Source organism: Rahnella laticis, from assembly GCF_015644585.1.
Lineage (GTDB): Bacteria > Pseudomonadota > Gammaproteobacteria > Enterobacterales > Enterobacteriaceae > Rahnella > Rahnella laticis.
Genome location: NZ_JADOBI010000009.1, coordinates 19,216 through 35,209, shown reverse-complemented (window position 1 = coordinate 35,209; position 15,994 = coordinate 19,216). Strand labels below are relative to the sequence as shown.

Annotated in this window: 15 protein-coding genes and 1 tRNA gene; 5 read left to right on the top strand and 11 right to left on the bottom strand. The window is 53.6% G+C overall.

All coding sequences use genetic code 11. The annotated features are described in order from the left end of the window. Positions 1–111: 111 nt before the first annotated feature. The 3 genes from puuE to IV433_RS18475 are packed head-to-tail and all read right to left on the bottom strand — an operon-like array spanning position 112 to position 2,541. Positions 112–1,056, bottom strand: a complete 945-nt coding sequence (puuE, locus tag IV433_RS18485; protein ID WP_195815393.1) for an allantoinase PuuE — start codon at positions 1,054–1,056, stop codon at positions 112–114. Beyond that, positions 1,049–1,807: an aspartate/glutamate racemase family protein gene (locus IV433_RS18480; RefSeq protein ID WP_195815392.1), complete on the bottom strand. Its 759-nt coding sequence runs from the start codon at positions 1,805–1,807 to the stop codon at positions 1,049–1,051. The genes puuE and IV433_RS18480 overlap by 8 nt, the downstream gene beginning before the upstream one ends. After that, positions 1,807–2,541, bottom strand: a complete 735-nt coding sequence (locus IV433_RS18475) for a GntR family transcriptional regulator (protein ID WP_195815391.1) — start codon at positions 2,539–2,541, stop codon at positions 1,807–1,809. The genes IV433_RS18480 and IV433_RS18475 overlap by 1 nt, the downstream gene beginning before the upstream one ends. Positions 2,542–2,718: 177 nt before the next feature. Here IV433_RS18475 and IV433_RS18470 point away from each other — a divergent pair, with 177 nt between their 5' ends. Further along, positions 2,719–4,221, top strand: coding sequence for an NCS1 family nucleobase:cation symporter-1 (locus IV433_RS18470; protein ID WP_195815390.1), 1,503 nt, complete (start codon positions 2,719–2,721; stop codon positions 4,219–4,221). Positions 4,222–4,303: 82 nt separating this feature from the next. Here IV433_RS18470 and IV433_RS18465 read toward each other — a convergent pair. The 4 genes from IV433_RS18465 to aguB all read right to left on the bottom strand — a co-directional run bounded on the left by IV433_RS18465 (position 4,304) and on the right by aguB (position 7,383). Continuing rightward, a tRNA-Asp gene (locus IV433_RS18465) sits at positions 4,304–4,380 on the bottom strand. 139 nt (positions 4,381–4,519) lie between these two features. Next, entirely contained in the window at positions 4,520–5,257 is a 738-nt protein-coding gene (gene dnaQ, locus IV433_RS18460) for a DNA polymerase III subunit epsilon (RefSeq protein WP_195815389.1), read from the bottom strand. A 152-nt stretch (positions 5,258–5,409) separates the two neighbouring features. Beyond that, positions 5,410–6,495: an agmatine deiminase gene (gene aguA / locus IV433_RS18455; RefSeq protein WP_195815388.1), complete on the bottom strand. Its 1,086-nt coding sequence runs from the start codon at positions 6,493–6,495 to the stop codon at positions 5,410–5,412. A gap of 3 nt (positions 6,496–6,498) precedes the next feature. Continuing rightward, positions 6,499–7,383 (bottom strand): N-carbamoylputrescine amidase, encoded by an 885-nt coding sequence (gene aguB / locus IV433_RS18450; RefSeq protein WP_195815387.1) that lies wholly within the window; start codon positions 7,381–7,383, stop codon positions 6,499–6,501. 271 nt (positions 7,384–7,654) lie between these two features. Between aguB and rnhA the strand changes: the two genes are divergently transcribed. Next, positions 7,655–8,122 carry a ribonuclease HI gene (gene rnhA, locus IV433_RS18445; protein ID WP_195815386.1) on the top strand — a complete coding sequence of 156 codons (468 nt, stop codon included), beginning with the start codon at positions 7,655–7,657 and terminating at the stop codon, positions 8,120–8,122. A 21-nt stretch (positions 8,123–8,143) separates the two neighbouring features. Here rnhA and IV433_RS18440 read toward each other — a convergent pair whose 3' ends face one another. Further along, positions 8,144–8,869, bottom strand: a complete 726-nt coding sequence (locus IV433_RS18440; protein WP_195815385.1) for a methyltransferase domain-containing protein — start codon at positions 8,867–8,869, stop codon at positions 8,144–8,146. Positions 8,870–8,912: 43 nt separating this feature from the next. Here IV433_RS18440 and gloB point away from each other — a divergent pair, with 43 nt between their 5' ends. Both gloB and mltD read left to right on the top strand, forming a co-directional pair. Then, positions 8,913–9,668, top strand: coding sequence for a hydroxyacylglutathione hydrolase (gloB, locus tag IV433_RS18435; protein ID WP_195815384.1), 756 nt, complete (start codon positions 8,913–8,915; stop codon positions 9,666–9,668). Positions 9,669–9,737: 69 nt separating this feature from the next. After that, positions 9,738–11,123: a murein transglycosylase D gene (gene mltD / locus IV433_RS18430; RefSeq protein WP_195815383.1), complete on the top strand. Its 1,386-nt coding sequence runs from the start codon at positions 9,738–9,740 to the stop codon at positions 11,121–11,123. Positions 11,124–11,245: 122 nt separating this feature from the next. On the opposite strand, the gene IV433_RS18425 is transcribed toward mltD, so the two are convergent. Both IV433_RS18425 and IV433_RS18420 read right to left on the bottom strand, forming a co-directional pair. Next, positions 11,246–12,034, bottom strand: coding sequence for an endonuclease/exonuclease/phosphatase family protein (locus IV433_RS18425; RefSeq protein ID WP_195815382.1), 789 nt, complete (start codon positions 12,032–12,034; stop codon positions 11,246–11,248). A gap of 194 nt (positions 12,035–12,228) precedes the next feature. Next, complete coding sequence (locus IV433_RS18420) at positions 12,229–13,404, bottom strand: MFS transporter (RefSeq protein WP_195815381.1); 1,176 nt, start codon at positions 13,402–13,404, stop codon at positions 12,229–12,231. 107 nt (positions 13,405–13,511) lie between these two features. On the opposite strand from IV433_RS18420, the gene yafC reads away from it, so the two are divergent. Beyond that, positions 13,512–14,408 (top strand): DNA-binding transcriptional regulator YafC, encoded by an 897-nt coding sequence (gene yafC, locus IV433_RS18415; RefSeq protein ID WP_195815380.1) that lies wholly within the window; start codon positions 13,512–13,514, stop codon positions 14,406–14,408. A 702-nt stretch (positions 14,409–15,110) separates the two neighbouring features. Here the strand turns inward: yafC and dkgB are convergent. After that, positions 15,111–15,914, bottom strand: coding sequence for a 2,5-didehydrogluconate reductase DkgB (dkgB, locus tag IV433_RS18410; protein WP_195815512.1), 804 nt, complete (start codon positions 15,912–15,914; stop codon positions 15,111–15,113). Positions 15,915–15,994 lie beyond the last annotated feature (80 nt).

Below are 15,994 nucleotides of genomic sequence, written 5' to 3'. Positions count from 1 at the left end.
CCTGCGTGATGTCTTCCAGTTAATACGAAAAATAAAGGTAGAGACCAATAAAGACGCACTCAAAAAACCGGCTGAACGGAGCGCGTGGGCGGCGAGCCCACGCTTTTGACCTTATTCTTTCGCCGGATGCATCAGCGCCCAATGATCTGCGATCTCCTGCCGTTTACAGACCCAGACCCTGTCATGTGACTCCACATAATCGAGGAATCGCTGCAATGCCCGGAACCGTCCCGGACGGCCGAGGATCCGGCAGTGCATCCCGATTGACATCATTTTCGGGGAGGTTTCCCCTTCTTCGTACAGCACGTCGAACGTGTCTTTCAGGTAAGTGTAAAACTGCTCGCCGGTGTTAAAGCCCTGCGGCGAGGCGAACCGCATGTCGTTGGTTTCCAGTGTGTACGGGATCACCAGATGCTGTTTAATTTCACCGTTTTCCAGCCTGACCGGCGTCCAGAAAGGTAAGTCGTCGCCGTAATAATCGCTGTCGTACTGGAAACCACCGGATTCGGCGACCAGCTGGCGGGTGTTCGGACTGTCGCGGCCGGTGTACCAGCCAAGTGGCGCTTTGCCGAACAGGTCGCGCAGTACGGTGATGGCTTTTGCCATGTGCTCCGCCTCTTCGGCTTTGCTCATGTTCTGATAATGGATCCAGCGCCAGCCGTGGCTGACAACGTCGTAATCCGCCGCTTTGATGGCGCTGACGATTTCCGGGTTACGCGTGAGTGCCATCGCGACACCGAAAACGGTGAGCGGCAAACCGCGTTTCTGGAATTCATTGTGGATCCGCCAGAAACCAGCGCGTGAGCCGTATTCATACAATGAGTCCATCGACATATGACGGTCGGGGAAACTGGCTGCGCCGATAATATCCGAAAGAAATTGCTCCGAACCGGCGTCGCCGTGCAGGACGTTATTTTCCGCGCCCTCCTCATAGTTGAGGACGAACTGCACTGCGATCCGGGCATTGCCCGGCCAGTTTGCGTGTGGCGGGCGACCGGCATAGCCAATCAGGTCGCGCGGGTAATTGTCAGTAAAACCGTTATCGAATTCAGGCATGGTTATCTCTCAGATTCAGTCCGGCAAAGCAGCCAGACAAGGGTTTTTCCAGCGGATAATCCAGATCACCGTGCTTACTGGTGGTCAGGCGAAGTGCGGCCAGCGACTCGATCATTTTGACCGCCGCGCTGACGCCGTCGATCACCGGAATATTCAGCTCCAGCGTCAGTTCCTGCGCCAGATCGGCCATGCCGCCGCAGCCCAGTACAATCGCCCCGCTGCCATCCGATTTTTTCGCGGCGATGCATTGTTCACGTACTTTCTGCTGCGCCAGCCCGCTGCCGTCTTCGAGCGAAAGCACCGGAAGATCGATCGCATGCAGTGCCGCGCAATGACGCTCAAAACCGTACTGATGCAGTAAATGGCGGGCAATAGTGAGAGTTCTTGGCAAAGTGGTAACGATGGAAAAACGCGTCGCCAGCATCGTGGCCAGATGCATGGCCGCTTCGGCAATGCCGATGACCGGCGCACGCGCCAGCTCACGCGCAGCCAGTAAGCCCGGATCGCCAAAACAGGCAATGATATGGCCGTCCACGCGGGCTTCGCGCCCGGCTTTCACCTGCTGCAAAACACCGAGCGTAGCAATCGCCTCGTCAAAATGCCCTTCAATCGACGGCGCACCTTCCTGCGGACAAACCGCCACAATTTGTGTATCCACGGCGGCAACAGAGCGTGCGGTTTGCGCCATGACTTCCGTCATCGCCAGACTGGTGTTCGGGTTGATCAGTTGTATACAAAGCGGTTTTGCCATCACTCTGGCTCCTTTCCGGCGACCAGAAGATGAGAGGAAAAGATATTCGCGAAATCAGGCACCTGCCCTTTATTTTGCTCAAAACGCAGGCTGGAGACGATGCTGTCGAAGTGATGCGACATGCTTTGCGTCAGCCCGGCAACGTCCCGCTTTTTCATCAGTTCCAGTAAATCATCGTGGTCATGACACCGGCAGCCCTGTTGCCACGGCGCGCCCCAGGCGGCAATCGCCAGTGAAGAACGCAGCGTGAGCTGAGAAACCGATTCGGTCAGCACTTTGTTGCCGGAAATCGCCTGAAGCTGGACGTGGAAAGCAGCAGAAAGCCGGATTGCGGCCGGGCCATTACGTTCGTCGTGGGCGCGCTTTTCTTCCTGTACGAGTTTTTTCAGCGCCACCAGATGCGTGGACTGGCAATGCGCGATCACCAGCGGCAGGTTGGCGCATTCAAGAATTTTTCGGGTGGCGAAAACGTCGCGGGATTCTTCTGCGTCCGGCGTGGTGACATGCGCACCACGCTTGGGCAATAGCGTGACCAGTTGCACTGCGGCAAGGCGCTGCAACACGCGCCGGATGCCCGTCCGGCTGACAGAAAACACTTCAGCAAGTGCTTCTTCCGGCAATTTACTGCCCGGCAAAAGCTGGTGTTCAACAATCGATTTCACCAGCGCGTTGTAAATGTGGTCGTCCTTATCCTCGGTAAAATAGGCCGTATTCAGCCCGCTCCAACTGGTCATTGCCGTTACTCCGTATACCGTTCGATAGATTAATCGTATACATGAAAATTATTTTTTGTATACAAAAAATGAAATATGGCCTGATTCGTGCAGTGCTCCTGTGACTGCTTTTCACCTTTGGGCAGCCGGTCACCGGCTTCCGACTTTTACATGTTGTTAATGACAGGAGCACGATTTATGCCAAATCAGGAAATCACCTCCGCCACGGCGCCCTCTGAACAGAGCGTCGGGATCATCAAACCTTATTACAGCCCGCGGCTGTGTAACGATGATTTAGCGCCCACTCGTGACCAAAACTGGAGCTGGTACAACATTTTTTCTTTCTGGATGTCGGATGTGCACAGTATGGGCGGCTATGTGGTGGCGGCGAGTTTCTTCACGCTCGGCCTGACCAGCTGGCAGGTTTTGCTGTGTTTACTGTGCGGGATTTGTATTGTGCAGATTTGCGCGAACCTGGTGGCGAAACCGAGCCAGCAGGCGGGCGTGCCTTATGCGGTGATTTGCCGTCAGGCATTTGGCGTATTTGGCGCTAACATTCCGGCGGTGATCCGCGGGCTGATCGCGTTTGCATGGTATGGCATTCAGACGTATCTGGCGGCCAGCGCATTAATGCTGGTGTTGCTGAAATTCTTCCCGTCCCTGACGCCGCTGACCGTGCCGCACTGGCTGGGCTTGTCTGCGCTGGGGTGGATTTGCTTCGGCATTATGTGGGTGTTGCAGGCGATGGTGTTCTGGCACGGCATGAGCGCAATTAAGCGTTTTATCGACGTGGCGGGCCCGGCGGTGTATGTCGTGATGCTGATGCTGGCCGGGTGGATTTTGTATAAAACCGGGCTGAGCAATATCTCTTTCACGCTGTCGACAAAAACGCTGACCGTCGGTCAGCAAGGCTGGGAAATGCTGACCGCGACGGCGCTGGTCGTCTCTTACTTCTCCGGCCCGCTGCTGAACTTCGGTGACTTTTCGCGTTACGGTAAAAGCATGAGCGAAATCCGTCGGGGAAACCGCTGGGGCCTGCCGTTTAACTTCCTGCTGTTCTCGATTGTGACCGTGGTGATTGTATCCGGTACACAATCCCTGTTTGGCCAGATGATTACTGACCCGATTGAAACGGTCAGCCGCGTGGGGAACAGCGTCGCGGTTGCGCTCGGTTTGCTGACCATGATCATCGCAACCATTGGTATCAATATTGTGGCGAACTTCGTGTCACCGGCGTTCGACTTCTCCAACTGTTCACCACAAAAAATCAGTTTCCGCACCGGCGGGATGATTGCCGCCGTCGGTTCTGTTTTGCTGACACCGTGGAACCTGTTCCAGTCACCGGAGCTGATCCACTACACGCTTGACGTACTCGGGGCATTCATCGGGCCGTTGTTCGGTATTCTGCTGGCGGATTATTACCTGATCAAACGCGGTCATATGGATGTCGATGCGCTGTTTAACGCCTCGCCTTCCGGCCGTTACTGGTACCGCAACGGGTTCAACCCGAAAGCCATCGGCGCGCTGGTGCCTGCGGTGCTGATTGGTCTGGTCATCAGCTTTACGCCAAGCCTGCATCAGGTAGCGAATTTCAGCTGGTTTATCGGGGCATTTCTGGCGGGCGGTTTTTATCGCTATATCGCCCGTCATGACCGCGCGACAGGTAACGCGATGGGCTTTATGAAAACAGAAGCGGAATAAATCGTTGTAACAGGGAGGAAAAAGCCAGGAAGGCTGAAACGACGAAGCCCTGAGTGATTTCTCTCTCAGGGCTTCTGAATAGTGGCGGAACGGACGGGGCTCGAACCCGCGACCCCCTGCGTGACAGGCAGGTATTCTAACCAACTGAACTACCGCTCCGCGTTTTGTTCTGGTTAAGAACGAGGCGGATATTAAGGAATGCCCGCCATTACGTCAATGCTTTTCCTGATATTTTCTACCGACTGCACAGTTTTTCCACACACCGGATATTTTCAATACAAATTGCAGAAAATACGCGTCACGAACGCCATAAACAGCTGCCGCCCTTTTTCACCACTAAATCTAACCGTTCTTCATGCCACGCCAGCTCCTGCTCTGAAGCCGTAATAACTTTCAGACCGGACGCCGGACGCGCCACACGCTGGATCCCCAGCCCGTCAGCCCCGGTATTTTGCTCACCTTCGTGAGTGAATTTGATACTGGTCTGCCCGCCGGTCATCATCAGATAAACTTCTGAAAGAATTTCGGAGTCGAGCAATGCGCCGTGCAGCGTTCGTTTGCTGTTGTCGATCAGGTAGCGATCGCTCAGTGCATCGAGGTTGTTACGCTTGCCGGGAAACAGCTTGCGCGCCATCGCCAGGCTGTCGGTGATTTTGCAAAAGGTTTCGGTTTTCGGCAGATTACGGCCGAGCATGTCGAACTCGTAATCCATAAAGCCGATGTCGAACGTTGCGTTATGAATGACTAATTCTGCGCCGCGAATGTATTCGATAAAATCGTCGGCGATGTCGGCAAACACCGGTTTGTCGGCCAGGAACTCGTCGCTAATCCCGTGAACGCCGAAAGCTTCAGGATCGACCAGACGATCGGGTTTGAGATAAACGTGGAAATTGCGCCCGGTCAGGCGACGGTTAATCACCTCGACGGCCCCGATCTCAATAATCCGGTGACCTTCATAGTGAACACCGAGCTTATTCATACCGGTGGTTTCGGTATCGAGAACGACGATCCTGTTAGATGTGTTTTGTAAATCCATGGTTATTTACCCAACCCTGCCGATCATTTTGAAACGAAACCCGGACGATAGAGACATCGTGAATGCGTCACAGAGTACCATCAGGTGGAGGCTTAAGTCATTTCGCCGGAGAAGTTGATAAGCCCGCAGCAAAGCGCCACGGGCATTTTATCTTACGCGGGGATTTGCTGAGTGATGCAGTGAATGTTGCCACCGCCCAGCAGGATTTCGCGGGCCGGAACGCCGGTCACTTTGAAATCAGGGTACATTTCAGCGAACACCGCTTCGGCTTGTTTATCCGTTTTCGGATCCAGCAGCGGGAAGATGATGTGCTGGTTGCTGATGAGATAGTTGACGTAAGACGCCGCCAGGCGGTTACCTTCGTGGCGTTCAATCGCCGTTCCCGGCAACACGTCAATGGTCTCTTCCGCGCTGGCAAACAGCGTCGGCGGTGACGGCATTTTCCAGACTTTCAGGCTGCGGCCCTGCGCATCTTTCGTCGATTCCAGCACTTTCAGAGCGGCAACAGAACGCGCGTACTGCGGGTCGTTCTGATCGTCAGTCCAGTGCAGGGCAACTTCACCCGGACGAACAAAGCAGCACATGTTATCAATGTGGCCATCGGTTTCATCGTTGAACACGCCTTCTTCAAGCCAGATGATTTTCTTAACGCCCAGATATTCCTGCAATTTCGCTTCAATTTCGGGCTTCGAAAGATTCGGATTGCGGTTGGGATTAAGCAGGCATTCCGCCGTGGTCAGCAGCGTACCTTCGCCATCGACATGGATTGAACCGCCCTCAAGCACCAGGCTTGTGGAAAGGTAAGGAATGTGATGATAGTTCGCCACCTGACGGGCAACGAGCTGGTCACGATCCCAGCTGGAATACAGGCCGCCATTGAGACCGCCCCATGCATTAAACGTCCAGTCGATCGCCAGACGCTCGCCTTTTGCATTGGCCACAATAGTCGGGCCGGTGTCACGCATCCAGGCGTCGTCACTTTCCATTTCCACCAGCGTAATCTGCGAAGGCATCAGGCCACGGGCCTTCTCCATTTCCGCAGCAGGGACAGCCATAATGACCGGCGTGGTGCTCGAAATGGCCGCTGCAACGGCAGAAAAAGCCTGTTGCGCAGGGCGTCCGTTTGAACGCCAGTTGTCCTGACGGTAAGGCCAGATCATCCAGACAGCCTGCTGCGCCGCCCATTCAGCCGGCATCGCAAAACCTTCACGCTGAGGTGATTCAGGAATAGAGGACATCAGTTATTTCCTCGTTGAACCGTCAGAGGTCGCAATTGCGCCATACATTTCCGGACGACGGTCGCGGAACAGGCCCCATGACGCGCGCTGCGCGGCAATCGCATCCAGATCAAAAGTATGAACCAGCACGGTTTCTTCTGTTTTACCGGCCTGAGCAACCAGCTCGCCGGTCTGATCCGCAATGAATGAAGAACCGTAGAAGGTCATTTCATAATCGGGGATGAATTTACTTTTTTCCGTACCGATGCGGTTCGACGCAATCACCGGCACCAGGTTTGCCGCCGCGTGCCCTTGCTGGACGCGGGTCCAGTGTGGCTGGCTGTCGATTTCCGGATACGCTGGCTCTGAGCCAATCGCCGTCGGATAGAAGATGATTTCCGCGCCCTGCAAGGCCAGGCAACGTGCGGTTTCCGGGAACCACTGATCCCAGCAAATCCCTACGCCGATTTTCGCGTAACGGGTATTCCAGACTTTGAAACCGGTATCGCCGGGAATGAAGAATTGTTTTTCCTGATAGGCAGGGCCGTTCGGAATATGCGTTTTGCGGTAAATATCCAGCACGCTGCCGTCAGCATCAATCATGACCAGCGAGTTGTAATAAGCGTTGTTGCACTTCTCGAAGAAGCTCAGCGGCAGCACCACTTCCAGTTCTTTGGCGAGTGCTGAGAAATGACGGATGAGCGGACTGTTAGTCAGCTCCTGCGCCAGGCCGTAATGTTCCGGGCTCTGATCGATACAGAAGTACGGTGCGGCAAAAAGTTCCTGAATCAGAATGACTTGCGCGCCCTTGGAATGTGCCTCGCGAACCAGTTTTTCGGCATTAACAATATTCTTTTCCAAATCCCAGCTGCAGCTCATTTGTGTTGCAGAAACCGTTACATTTCTCATCAGACATCCTTAAAGCATTGAAAAATTTGCAGTGAAAAAACCATGAAAGACGGAACTCACTCAGAGTTTTGAACTGCCACTCTGCCTTTTCCTATTATATTGCAAAAGACAGCGCTCTCCAGCCTAAAGAGTGATGAATGCCCAGATATCCTGCGGCAAAAGCCTCTTATCGCCCCTCTTTCGGACAGTTGCACCCCAAGATATTACTGTGCCCGGCAGGACGGTTTATGTCAGACTTGGTTTTTATATTTGATGAAAGAGCCTGCCAGAGATGACCAAACAGGTAGAAATTTTCACCGACGGCTCCTGCCTCGGCAACCCCGGCCCCGGCGGTTTCGGTGCAATTTTACGCTATAAGCAACACGAAAAAGAGTTCAGCGCGGGTTTCCGCCTGACCACGAATAACCGCATGGAAATGATGGCGGCCATTGTTGCGCTCGAAGCCCTTTCCACCCCGTGCGAAGTCACGTTAAGCACCGACAGTCAGTATGTGCGCCAGGGAATTACCACCTGGATCCATAACTGGAAAAAACGCGGCTGGAAAACTGCGGATAAAAAGCCGGTGAAAAACGTCGATTTATGGAAGCGTCTTGATGCCGCAATTCAGACTCACCAGCTGAACTGGATGTGGGTAAAAGGCCACGCAGGTCATCCTGAGAACGAACGCTGCGACGTGCTGGCAAAAGAAGCGGCGGGCAATCCGACGCTGGAAGATGTGGGTTATCAGGCAGAAGGTTAAACGGCCGCGCATCGGGCACACTCAGTCCCGATGCTCTTCCCGATAACTTTTTGTCGCCCCGACGGCCTGCTGTATTTTCTGTTTCTGTGCGTGAACTTTTTTCGCCGTTGGCGTCAGCGGGAATGTGCGTTTACGGGCGATAATTAACGTCATGCAGCCCAGCGCGGGCAGATGCGTACTCAGCAATTTGCCGCCATTCTTTTTCCACGGCAGCACATGAAAACGCCGGTGAACCATCACTTCGTAATTGAGCAACGACAGCCAGTCGAGCAGTCGCATCTGTGTAAACAGACGGCTGCTGTAGGGCTGACGTTTGCGAAAGAACGGCATCAGTTTCCCGATACCTAACAGACTCAGCGGATTAAAGCTGCTCAGCACCATCCAGCCATCATCAATCAGCACGCGATCGACTTCACGCAGTATGCGGTGCGGGTCATCGGCATACGCCAGCGTATGGCTCAGCAGACACGCATCGACCGATTTCGCGGAGAACGGTAAATAGTAGGGATCACCCCTGACGTGCAGCCCTTCGCCTTCCGGCGCGAAATTGACCTGATGCGAGATAGGACAGGCTTCAGCGTTGATTTCGGCACTTAATGCGCCGATTTTCAGCAGGTGAAAACCGTAGAGTTTTCCCCACCAGGGTTGCAGTTGTTGCTCAAGCGCGGCACGGTAATAGTCGCCGCAGGGAATATCTTCCCAGGATGCCGGTGCAACAATGGTCTTACGGGCGCGGGCTGGTCGCATATTTTATTATCTTCTTTCAAGCAGTTGCCAAAGAGAGGTTGCCATGAATCTTATCAGTATTCCTGCCCTGCAGGACAATTACATTTGGATGCTCGATGACCAGAAAGGCCATTGCCTGATTGTGGATCCCGGAGAAGCGGCGCCTGTTTTAGCCGCACTGAAAGCGGCGAATTTAACGCCAACCGCCATCCTTCTGACGCATCATCATCACGACCATGTGGGTGGCGTAAACGAAATTTCCGGCCATTTTCCGGGCCTGAAAGTGTACGGACCTCACGAAACTGAGAACAAATTTAGTCAGATTAGTCTTAAAAACGGCGATAAATTGGTAATTGGCGGTCTGGAATGGCAGATCTTTGCTACGCCCGGTCACACACTTGGTCATATTTCATACTATAGCGCGCCTTATCTTTTCTGCGGAGACACGATGTTTTCCGCCGGATGTGGCCGTCTGTTCGAAGGAACGCCGGAGCAAATGTACCAGTCGTTTCAACGGTTAGCGGCGCTCCCTGACGAAACATTAGTCTGCGCAGCGCACGAGTACACTCTCTCAAATCTTAAGTTTGCACGCTCCATTTTACCGGAGGATCATGATATTCATTCTCATGAGCACAAAGTGCAACAAATGCGGGAAAAGGGACAATCTTCCCTGCCTTCTACCCTCGGTCTTGAGCGTAAAATTAACGTCTTTTTACGCTGCGATGATATTGATTTACAAAACAAATTAAACCTTAACGATCCCTTAAAGACAGGCTCACAGGTTTTCGCCCATTTAAGGGCACTCAAGGACAGCTTTTAGACCCAAAGGTTGTGTTTTTTTTCGAAGCAAAGTATTATCGCTCGTCTTTTAAGCAACTATGACACACACATGAAGGCAAACGCGATCCTAATAATCGCCTCCATGTTGCTCACAGGTTGCCAGGCGTCCAGGCAGGGCGTGAAGGTACCCGAGCAACATGCACAGAGTTTGTCTTCGGCAAGTCAAAGTGAAGCAGGACAGTACACAGATGATGGCCGAGCGGCCTCTGGGGGATGGTTGGATGGAAACGACGCCGTCTCCCAACAAAATCTGTGGAACTTCATAGGCGACGAGCTGAAGATGAAGGTTCCGGATAACCCCCGGATCCGCGAGCAAAGAGTTAAATATTTAAAAAATAAGAGCTATCTCCACGATGTAACATTACGGGCAGAGCCGTACATGTACTGGATCACCGAGCAGATTAAGAAACGTAATATGCCGATGGAACTGGTACTGCTACCCATAGTGGAGAGCGCTTTTGACCCAAAAGCAACCTCATCAGCTAACGCTGCTGGGTTGTGGCAGATCGTGCCACAGACGGGTCGCAACTATGGTTTGAAACAAAACCAGTGGTATGACGGACGCCGCGATGTTGTGGCTTCGACGACCGCTGCGCTTGATATGATGCAACGCCTGAACAAAATGTTTGGTGGTGACTGGTTACTGACCATTGCCGCGTATAACAGTGGTGAAGGCCGCGTGATGCAAGCGGTGAAAGCCAATAAAGCGAAAGGTCGATCGACTGACTTCTGGGCGCTGGCGCTTCCTCGTGAAACGTCAATTTACGTGCCTAAAATGTTAGCGCTGAGCGATATTTTAAAGCACAGCAAAAAATACGGTATCAGCCTGCCGCAACCGAGTGAAGACCGTGCCCTGGCGCGTGTAGAAGTCGGTCAGCAGATGCAGTTGACCCAGGCCGCTGAAATGGCCGGGATGTCCCTGACGAAGCTGAAATCGTTTAACACTGGCTACAAGAAGAATGTGACCGCGCCGAATGGCCCGCATTACATTGTTCTGCCGAAGGCGCATGCCGACCAGTTGAAAGATTCTCTGGCTGATGGCGATATTGCCGCAGTGCAGGAAACGAAACTGGCCAGCAACACTCCGTCAGGTGCAAAAGCGTACAAGGTTCGCTCCGGCGACAGCTTGTCCAGCATTGCAGCCCGGCTGAATGTGAAAACCCGTGATTTACAGCGTTGGAACAATTTGCGCTCAGCAGGCGCGTTAAAAGTTGGGCAAACACTGCAAGTGGCGGATAACAGCGTCAGCGATACCAGCATCAACGGTGGCAGCATCACTTATCAGGTACGTAAAGGCGATTCGTTGTCGAGCATTGCCAAGCGTCACGGCGTGAACATCAAAGATGTGATGCGCTGGAATGCAAATGCCGATAACCTGCAACCGGGCAACAAGTTAACGTTGTTCGTCAGCAATAAGATGAGCCCGGATACCTAAAAGTACCGACCATAAAAAAGCACCCTGAACATTCCGGGTGCTTTTTTTATGTCTGCATTTTTTGACTGACGAAATAAGCGCTATTGTGTCAGAGACTTACTCGCAACCTGTTTACTCGCAACTTATTTACTGGCAAGAAACTCCACCCGTAACGGGTTGTGGTCAGACGCGCGGGTTTCCATGACGGACGCGCTGGTCACGCTCAGGTCGCGGTAGAAGATAAAGTCCAGCGGCCTGCCGAATGCACGTTTGCGGTAATCGGAGGGGAAACGCACTTCCTCCAGATGAATATTCCCCGCAAAGCCAAACAGCGCATTGATGCGTTGTTTGCTCCAGGCGTTGAAATCCCCCGCCATAATTACCGGCCCTTTGTGGTTGGCAATTTGCTCACCAATCGGGTCAAGCTGCTTACTGTAGACGTCGATGCCGATACTGAAATTCACCGCGTGAATGTTCACAACCATCAGCAACCGACCATCAATCAGCGGATAGACCGTCACCAGCGCCGATTTTGCCAGCCTCAGAAGCGGCTCACGCTCACGCAGCGGGCAACAATAAACCGGATGTGCCGCTGACAGCGTCATCACGCCAGAGGGGTGCTGAGGCAGCATAAACGCCGGCACCTGATCGGCCGCCAGAAAGTTAGATGTGGCAAAATGAATCAGTTCCGGCGTCGTCTGCGCCTCCTGAAGTAACACCAGCTGCGCGTCTTTGCCGTACTCTCGCAGAACTGACAACCAGTCAGCCCGCTGCTGTTTGAAGATATTCCACACCATGACGCGTAAAATATTTGAATTGGGTAGCGCGGCTCCCGGCGGCAAATCCGGTCCAAGATGTGCAAGGACTCCAGGGAAGATTTGCTCTGCGGGCTGACCTGCGACATACCTCATTGCATATGTTTTTTTCCGCACGCTAATCGCCTGTTTACCCGTTGTATCGATGCTATATGAGAGAGTTTCTCACAGCGAAAGTTCAGTATACGCCCGCAGGCGCTGAGGCCAAATCTGTTTACATTGGTATACAACCCGGTCACATCTACAGGCTAGCATAAAAACAAAAACGGCCCGCCAGAGGCGAGCCGTGCAGACACAGAACGTTGTTAAATTCAGGCAACAGCAGGTTTTAACTTTCTGTCCAGATGACCGCTGAGGCGGATCAGCAGCAGTGCGCCGAGGACAATCACCGCGCCAATCCACGGCGTTTGCGCCAGCCCTATCGTGGAAACCACCTGCCCGCCGATCACAGAACCTAATGCGATACCGACGTTAAACGCGGCGATATTCAGGCCCGACGCCACATCGACAGCATTAGGCGTCACTTCTTCCGCCTTCTGCACCACATAGACTTGCAAGCCCGGCACGTTACCAAACGCAAAGATCCCCATCACCAGCAGCGTGATTAACGCCGGAATGCCAAAGCCAGAGGTGAACTGGAAAATCAGTAACAGAGCCGCCAGCGCCGCGAAAATCAGCGTCAGGGCTTTCACTGCGCCATGACGATCGGCCAGTTTACCGCCCCAGATGTTCCCGATAGCCACTGACACGCCGTAGGCGAGCAAAATCCAGCTGACCATGCTGGCCGAGAAACCGGCCTGTTCCTGCATCATCGGCGCCAGGAAAGTGAATGTGGTGAACACGCCGCCGTAGCCCAGTGCAGTAATCGCGTAAATCAGCATCAGGCGCGGGTTCATCAATACTTTAACCTGATCGGAAATACCCGCCGCCGGTTTGTTTTTGATGTTGTTTGGCACCAGGATCGCGCTGGCAATAATGGCAATCACGCCAATCATTGAAACCGCGAGGAACGTCTCACGCCAGCCAAAATGCTGCCCGATAAATGTCCCCAACGGCACGCCGGTGACCAGTGCCACAGTCAGCCCGCCGAACATCAGCGCAATGGCCGAAGCGGCTTTTTCTTTTGACACCAGACTGGTGGCAATCGTCGAGCCAATCGAGAAGAACACGCCGTGCGCCAGCCCGGTCAGCAAACGCGCGATGACCAGCGTGTTGTAATTCGGTGACTGCCACGCCAGCAGATTGCCCAGCGTGAACAGCACCATCAGGCCGATGAGCAGCGCTTTACGCGGTACGCGTCCTGTCAGCGCCGTCAGCACCGGTGCACCAATCGCCACGCCGAGTGCGTAAATAGACACCAGTAAACCCGCTGACGGGACGCTGACGCCCAACTGTTCGGCGATTGTCGGCACCAGGCCCACGATGACGAACTCTGTCGTTCCTATAGCAAACGCACTGATGGTCAGTGCTAATAGTGCAAGCGGCATAACCTTTACTCCACAATGAATTTCGATTTGATGGCGGCTATTATCGGCTTGTGCTTAAATGACAGAAATAACCAAAGTATCAAATCATTTATGCTGGAGTAACAACAATGCGAGCCAGTTCAGAAGAGTTGATTACCTTCGTCACCGTGGTGGAAAGCGGCAGTTTCAGCCGCGCGGCGGAACAGCTGGGGCAGGATAACTCGGTGGTCAGCCGGACGCTGAAACGTCTGGAGCAAAAACTGGGGATCACCCTGCTCAACCGCACCACGCGCCAGATCAGCCTGACGCACGAAGGCGAGCGTTATTTTGTCCGCGTACAGAAAATCCTGCATGAGATGGCAGCTGCCGAAGATGATTTGCTGGAGAATCGTGACGATCCGCAAGGTCTGTTGCGCGTCGACGCTGCAACGCCGGTGATCCTGCACGTCATTTCCCCGCTGGTGGCAGAATTTACCGGGCGCTTCCCGAAGATGTCGCTGGCGCTGTTTTCGTCCGAGAGTAACATCAACCTGATCGACCACAAAGTGGATGTCGCCATCCGCGTCGGCGAGCTTGAAGATTCCAGCCTGCGGGCGCGAAAACTGATGATGAGCCACCGGAACGTACTGGCATCGCCGGAATATCTGAAAAAATGGGGCACACCCAAAACCGCCGATGAACTGCTGAAACACCGTTGTCTGGGCTTTAACGAAGTGGTCGCACTGAACAAATGGCCGCTGCTGTGTGCTGACGGCCAGCAACTGACGGTCACACCGTTTATCAGTTCAGGCAGCGGCGAAACCCTGCGCAGGCTGTGTTTGCAGGGAAACGGTATCGCCTGTTTGTCCGATTTCATGACTGACGAGGATGTACAACGCGGAGATCTGGTGAAGTTGCTGGTACCGGATGTCATGCGGATTGCGATGCCGTTGCATGCGGTTTATTACAGTGACCAGACGGTGAGTACAAGGATTCGGTGTTTTATTGATTTTCTGAGCGAAAAATTAGGGCAAGCCCAGAGTTAATCTGGATCGGGAGAGTTTCGGTTTCTCACTTGCAGTGATCGCTTCATTCAGGTCAGGACCTTGGGCTCGCCGCCCAAACTGGCCTCAGGTCAAAATCAAGACCTTGGGTTGCCACCCAAACTGGCTTTAAGAGGCGCCTATCGCCGCGCCTCTTAAAAATCTCCGGCTCTTTCACTTCGCGCTGCCGCTGGCTGGCTACGTTTCAGGGACTCATGCTATTGCCGCAAAATCCCGCCGCTGCGCGGTTCCCTCCGGTCGGGTTACAAACCGCGCGAAAAGATTCGCGGTTTTTCACCTCTCCATACGGCGCGATTCTTGAAACCGGCCAATGGCTATGTAATTCGGAAGATTAATGCAGGATGGGTTTTGAATTTAAAAAGCCTCTGGCCGCTTTCAGAAAGTTTGCTGAGTGAGTGTTTCGAGACCATGGGCTCGAAGACCGAAACGAAGGAACCGCAGAGCGGCAAGCTTTCGCGGCAATAGCGCGAGTTGCTGAAACATAGCCAGCGAGCGATAGCGCGGGTTGAAAAAGCGGGGAGGAGTCCAGAGGAGGGAAAGCACTTCCCTCCTCTGGTCGGTTTCGGCGCTACGAGCTAAGTGATCTCTGAACTTGAGAAACCGAAATCATCTCGGTCCAGCCCAAACTGCAAGTGAGAAACCGAAATCATCCCGGTCCAGCACCGCTTATTCACCGGAAGGTACTCAATCCCATGCTGGCGCCAGGCCCTCAGGGCTTACTAATCGTCCATTTTTCTCAAGCGCAGCAATCTCCTGCATGTCGGCATCGGACAATACCAGTTTCTGCGCCAGCAGGTTGCTCGCCAGGTTTTCACGTTTCGTCGATGACGGGATCACCGCGTAACCCAGTTGCAGCGCCCAGGCCAGAACAATCTGCGCTGGCGTGGCGTTGTGACGTCCGGCGATCGCGATAATCGTCGCGTCTTTCAACGCTTCGCCGTAAGCCAGCGTCATGTAGGAAGTCACGGCGATGTCGTTTTCACGGGCAAAATCGACGACGGTCTGGTTTTGCAGGAACGGAGAAAGTTCGATCTGGTTGGTCGCAATCTGATCAGCGCCGACGGCGTCAATCGCTTCCTGCATCAGGGCAACGGTGAAGTTGGAAATCCCGATTTCACGGGTCAGACCCATTTTCTTCGCTTCCACCAGCGCATTCATGGTTTCTGCCACGCTAACGGCCTGATCCGGCGATGGCCAGTGGATCAGCGTCAGATCGACATAATCAGTTTTCAACTTACGCAGGCTTTCTTTCAGGCTGTCGATCAGCTTGTCGGCCGCCAGGTTTTCAATCCAGATTTTTGTTGTGATATACAACGCTTCACGCGCAACGCCGCTTTCCGCCAGCGCGTCGCCAACCGCCGCTTCATTATCATAAATTTGCGCCGTATCAATGGCGCGATAGCCCAGTTCCACTGCGGTTTTCACCGATGCTTTTACCACGTCATCTTTCAGACGGAACGTACCCAAACCGAATGCAGGAATGCTCATCATATTCTCTCTTTGTTTTTTAAAAGGTCAGCAATGCGGGAGAGTATGAACCGGCTTTTCATGGATAAAAACGACAGGTT

Excerpts from the sequence above, each read along its gene's own strand:
- IV433_RS18470 (WP_195815390.1), top strand. The coding sequence starts at position 2,719 with ATGCCAAATCAGGAAATCACCTCCGCCACGGCGCCCTCTGAACAGAGC.
- aguB (WP_195815387.1), bottom strand. The coding sequence starts at position 7,383 with ATGAGAAATGTAACGGTTTCTGCAACACAAATGAGCTGCAGCTGGGAT.
- IV433_RS18480 (WP_195815392.1), bottom strand. The coding sequence starts at position 1,807 with ATGGCAAAACCGCTTTGTATACAACTGATCAACCCGAACACCAGTCTG.
- IV433_RS18440 (WP_195815385.1), bottom strand. The coding sequence starts at position 8,869 with ATGCGACCAGCCCGCGCCCGTAAGACCATTGTTGCACCGGCATCCTGG.
- IV433_RS18475 (WP_195815391.1), bottom strand. The coding sequence starts at position 2,541 with ATGACCAGTTGGAGCGGGCTGAATACGGCCTATTTTACCGAGGATAAG.
- gloB (WP_195815384.1), top strand. The coding sequence starts at position 8,913 with ATGAATCTTATCAGTATTCCTGCCCTGCAGGACAATTACATTTGGATG.
- dnaQ (WP_195815389.1), bottom strand. The coding sequence starts at position 5,257 with ATGGATTTACAAAACACATCTAACAGGATCGTCGTTCTCGATACCGAA.
- mltD (WP_195815383.1), top strand. The coding sequence starts at position 9,738 with ATGAAGGCAAACGCGATCCTAATAATCGCCTCCATGTTGCTCACAGGT.
- dkgB (WP_195815512.1), bottom strand. The coding sequence starts at position 15,914 with ATGAGCATTCCTGCATTCGGTTTGGGTACGTTCCGTCTGAAAGATGAC.
- IV433_RS18420 (WP_195815381.1), bottom strand. The coding sequence starts at position 13,404 with ATGCCGCTTGCACTATTAGCACTGACCATCAGTGCGTTTGCTATAGGA.
- aguA (WP_195815388.1), bottom strand. The coding sequence starts at position 6,495 with ATGTCCTCTATTCCTGAATCACCTCAGCGTGAAGGTTTTGCGATGCCG.
- yafC (WP_195815380.1), top strand. The coding sequence starts at position 13,512 with ATGCGAGCCAGTTCAGAAGAGTTGATTACCTTCGTCACCGTGGTGGAA.
- puuE (WP_195815393.1), bottom strand. The coding sequence starts at position 1,056 with ATGCCTGAATTCGATAACGGTTTTACTGACAATTACCCGCGCGACCTG.
- rnhA (WP_195815386.1), top strand. The coding sequence starts at position 7,655 with ATGACCAAACAGGTAGAAATTTTCACCGACGGCTCCTGCCTCGGCAAC.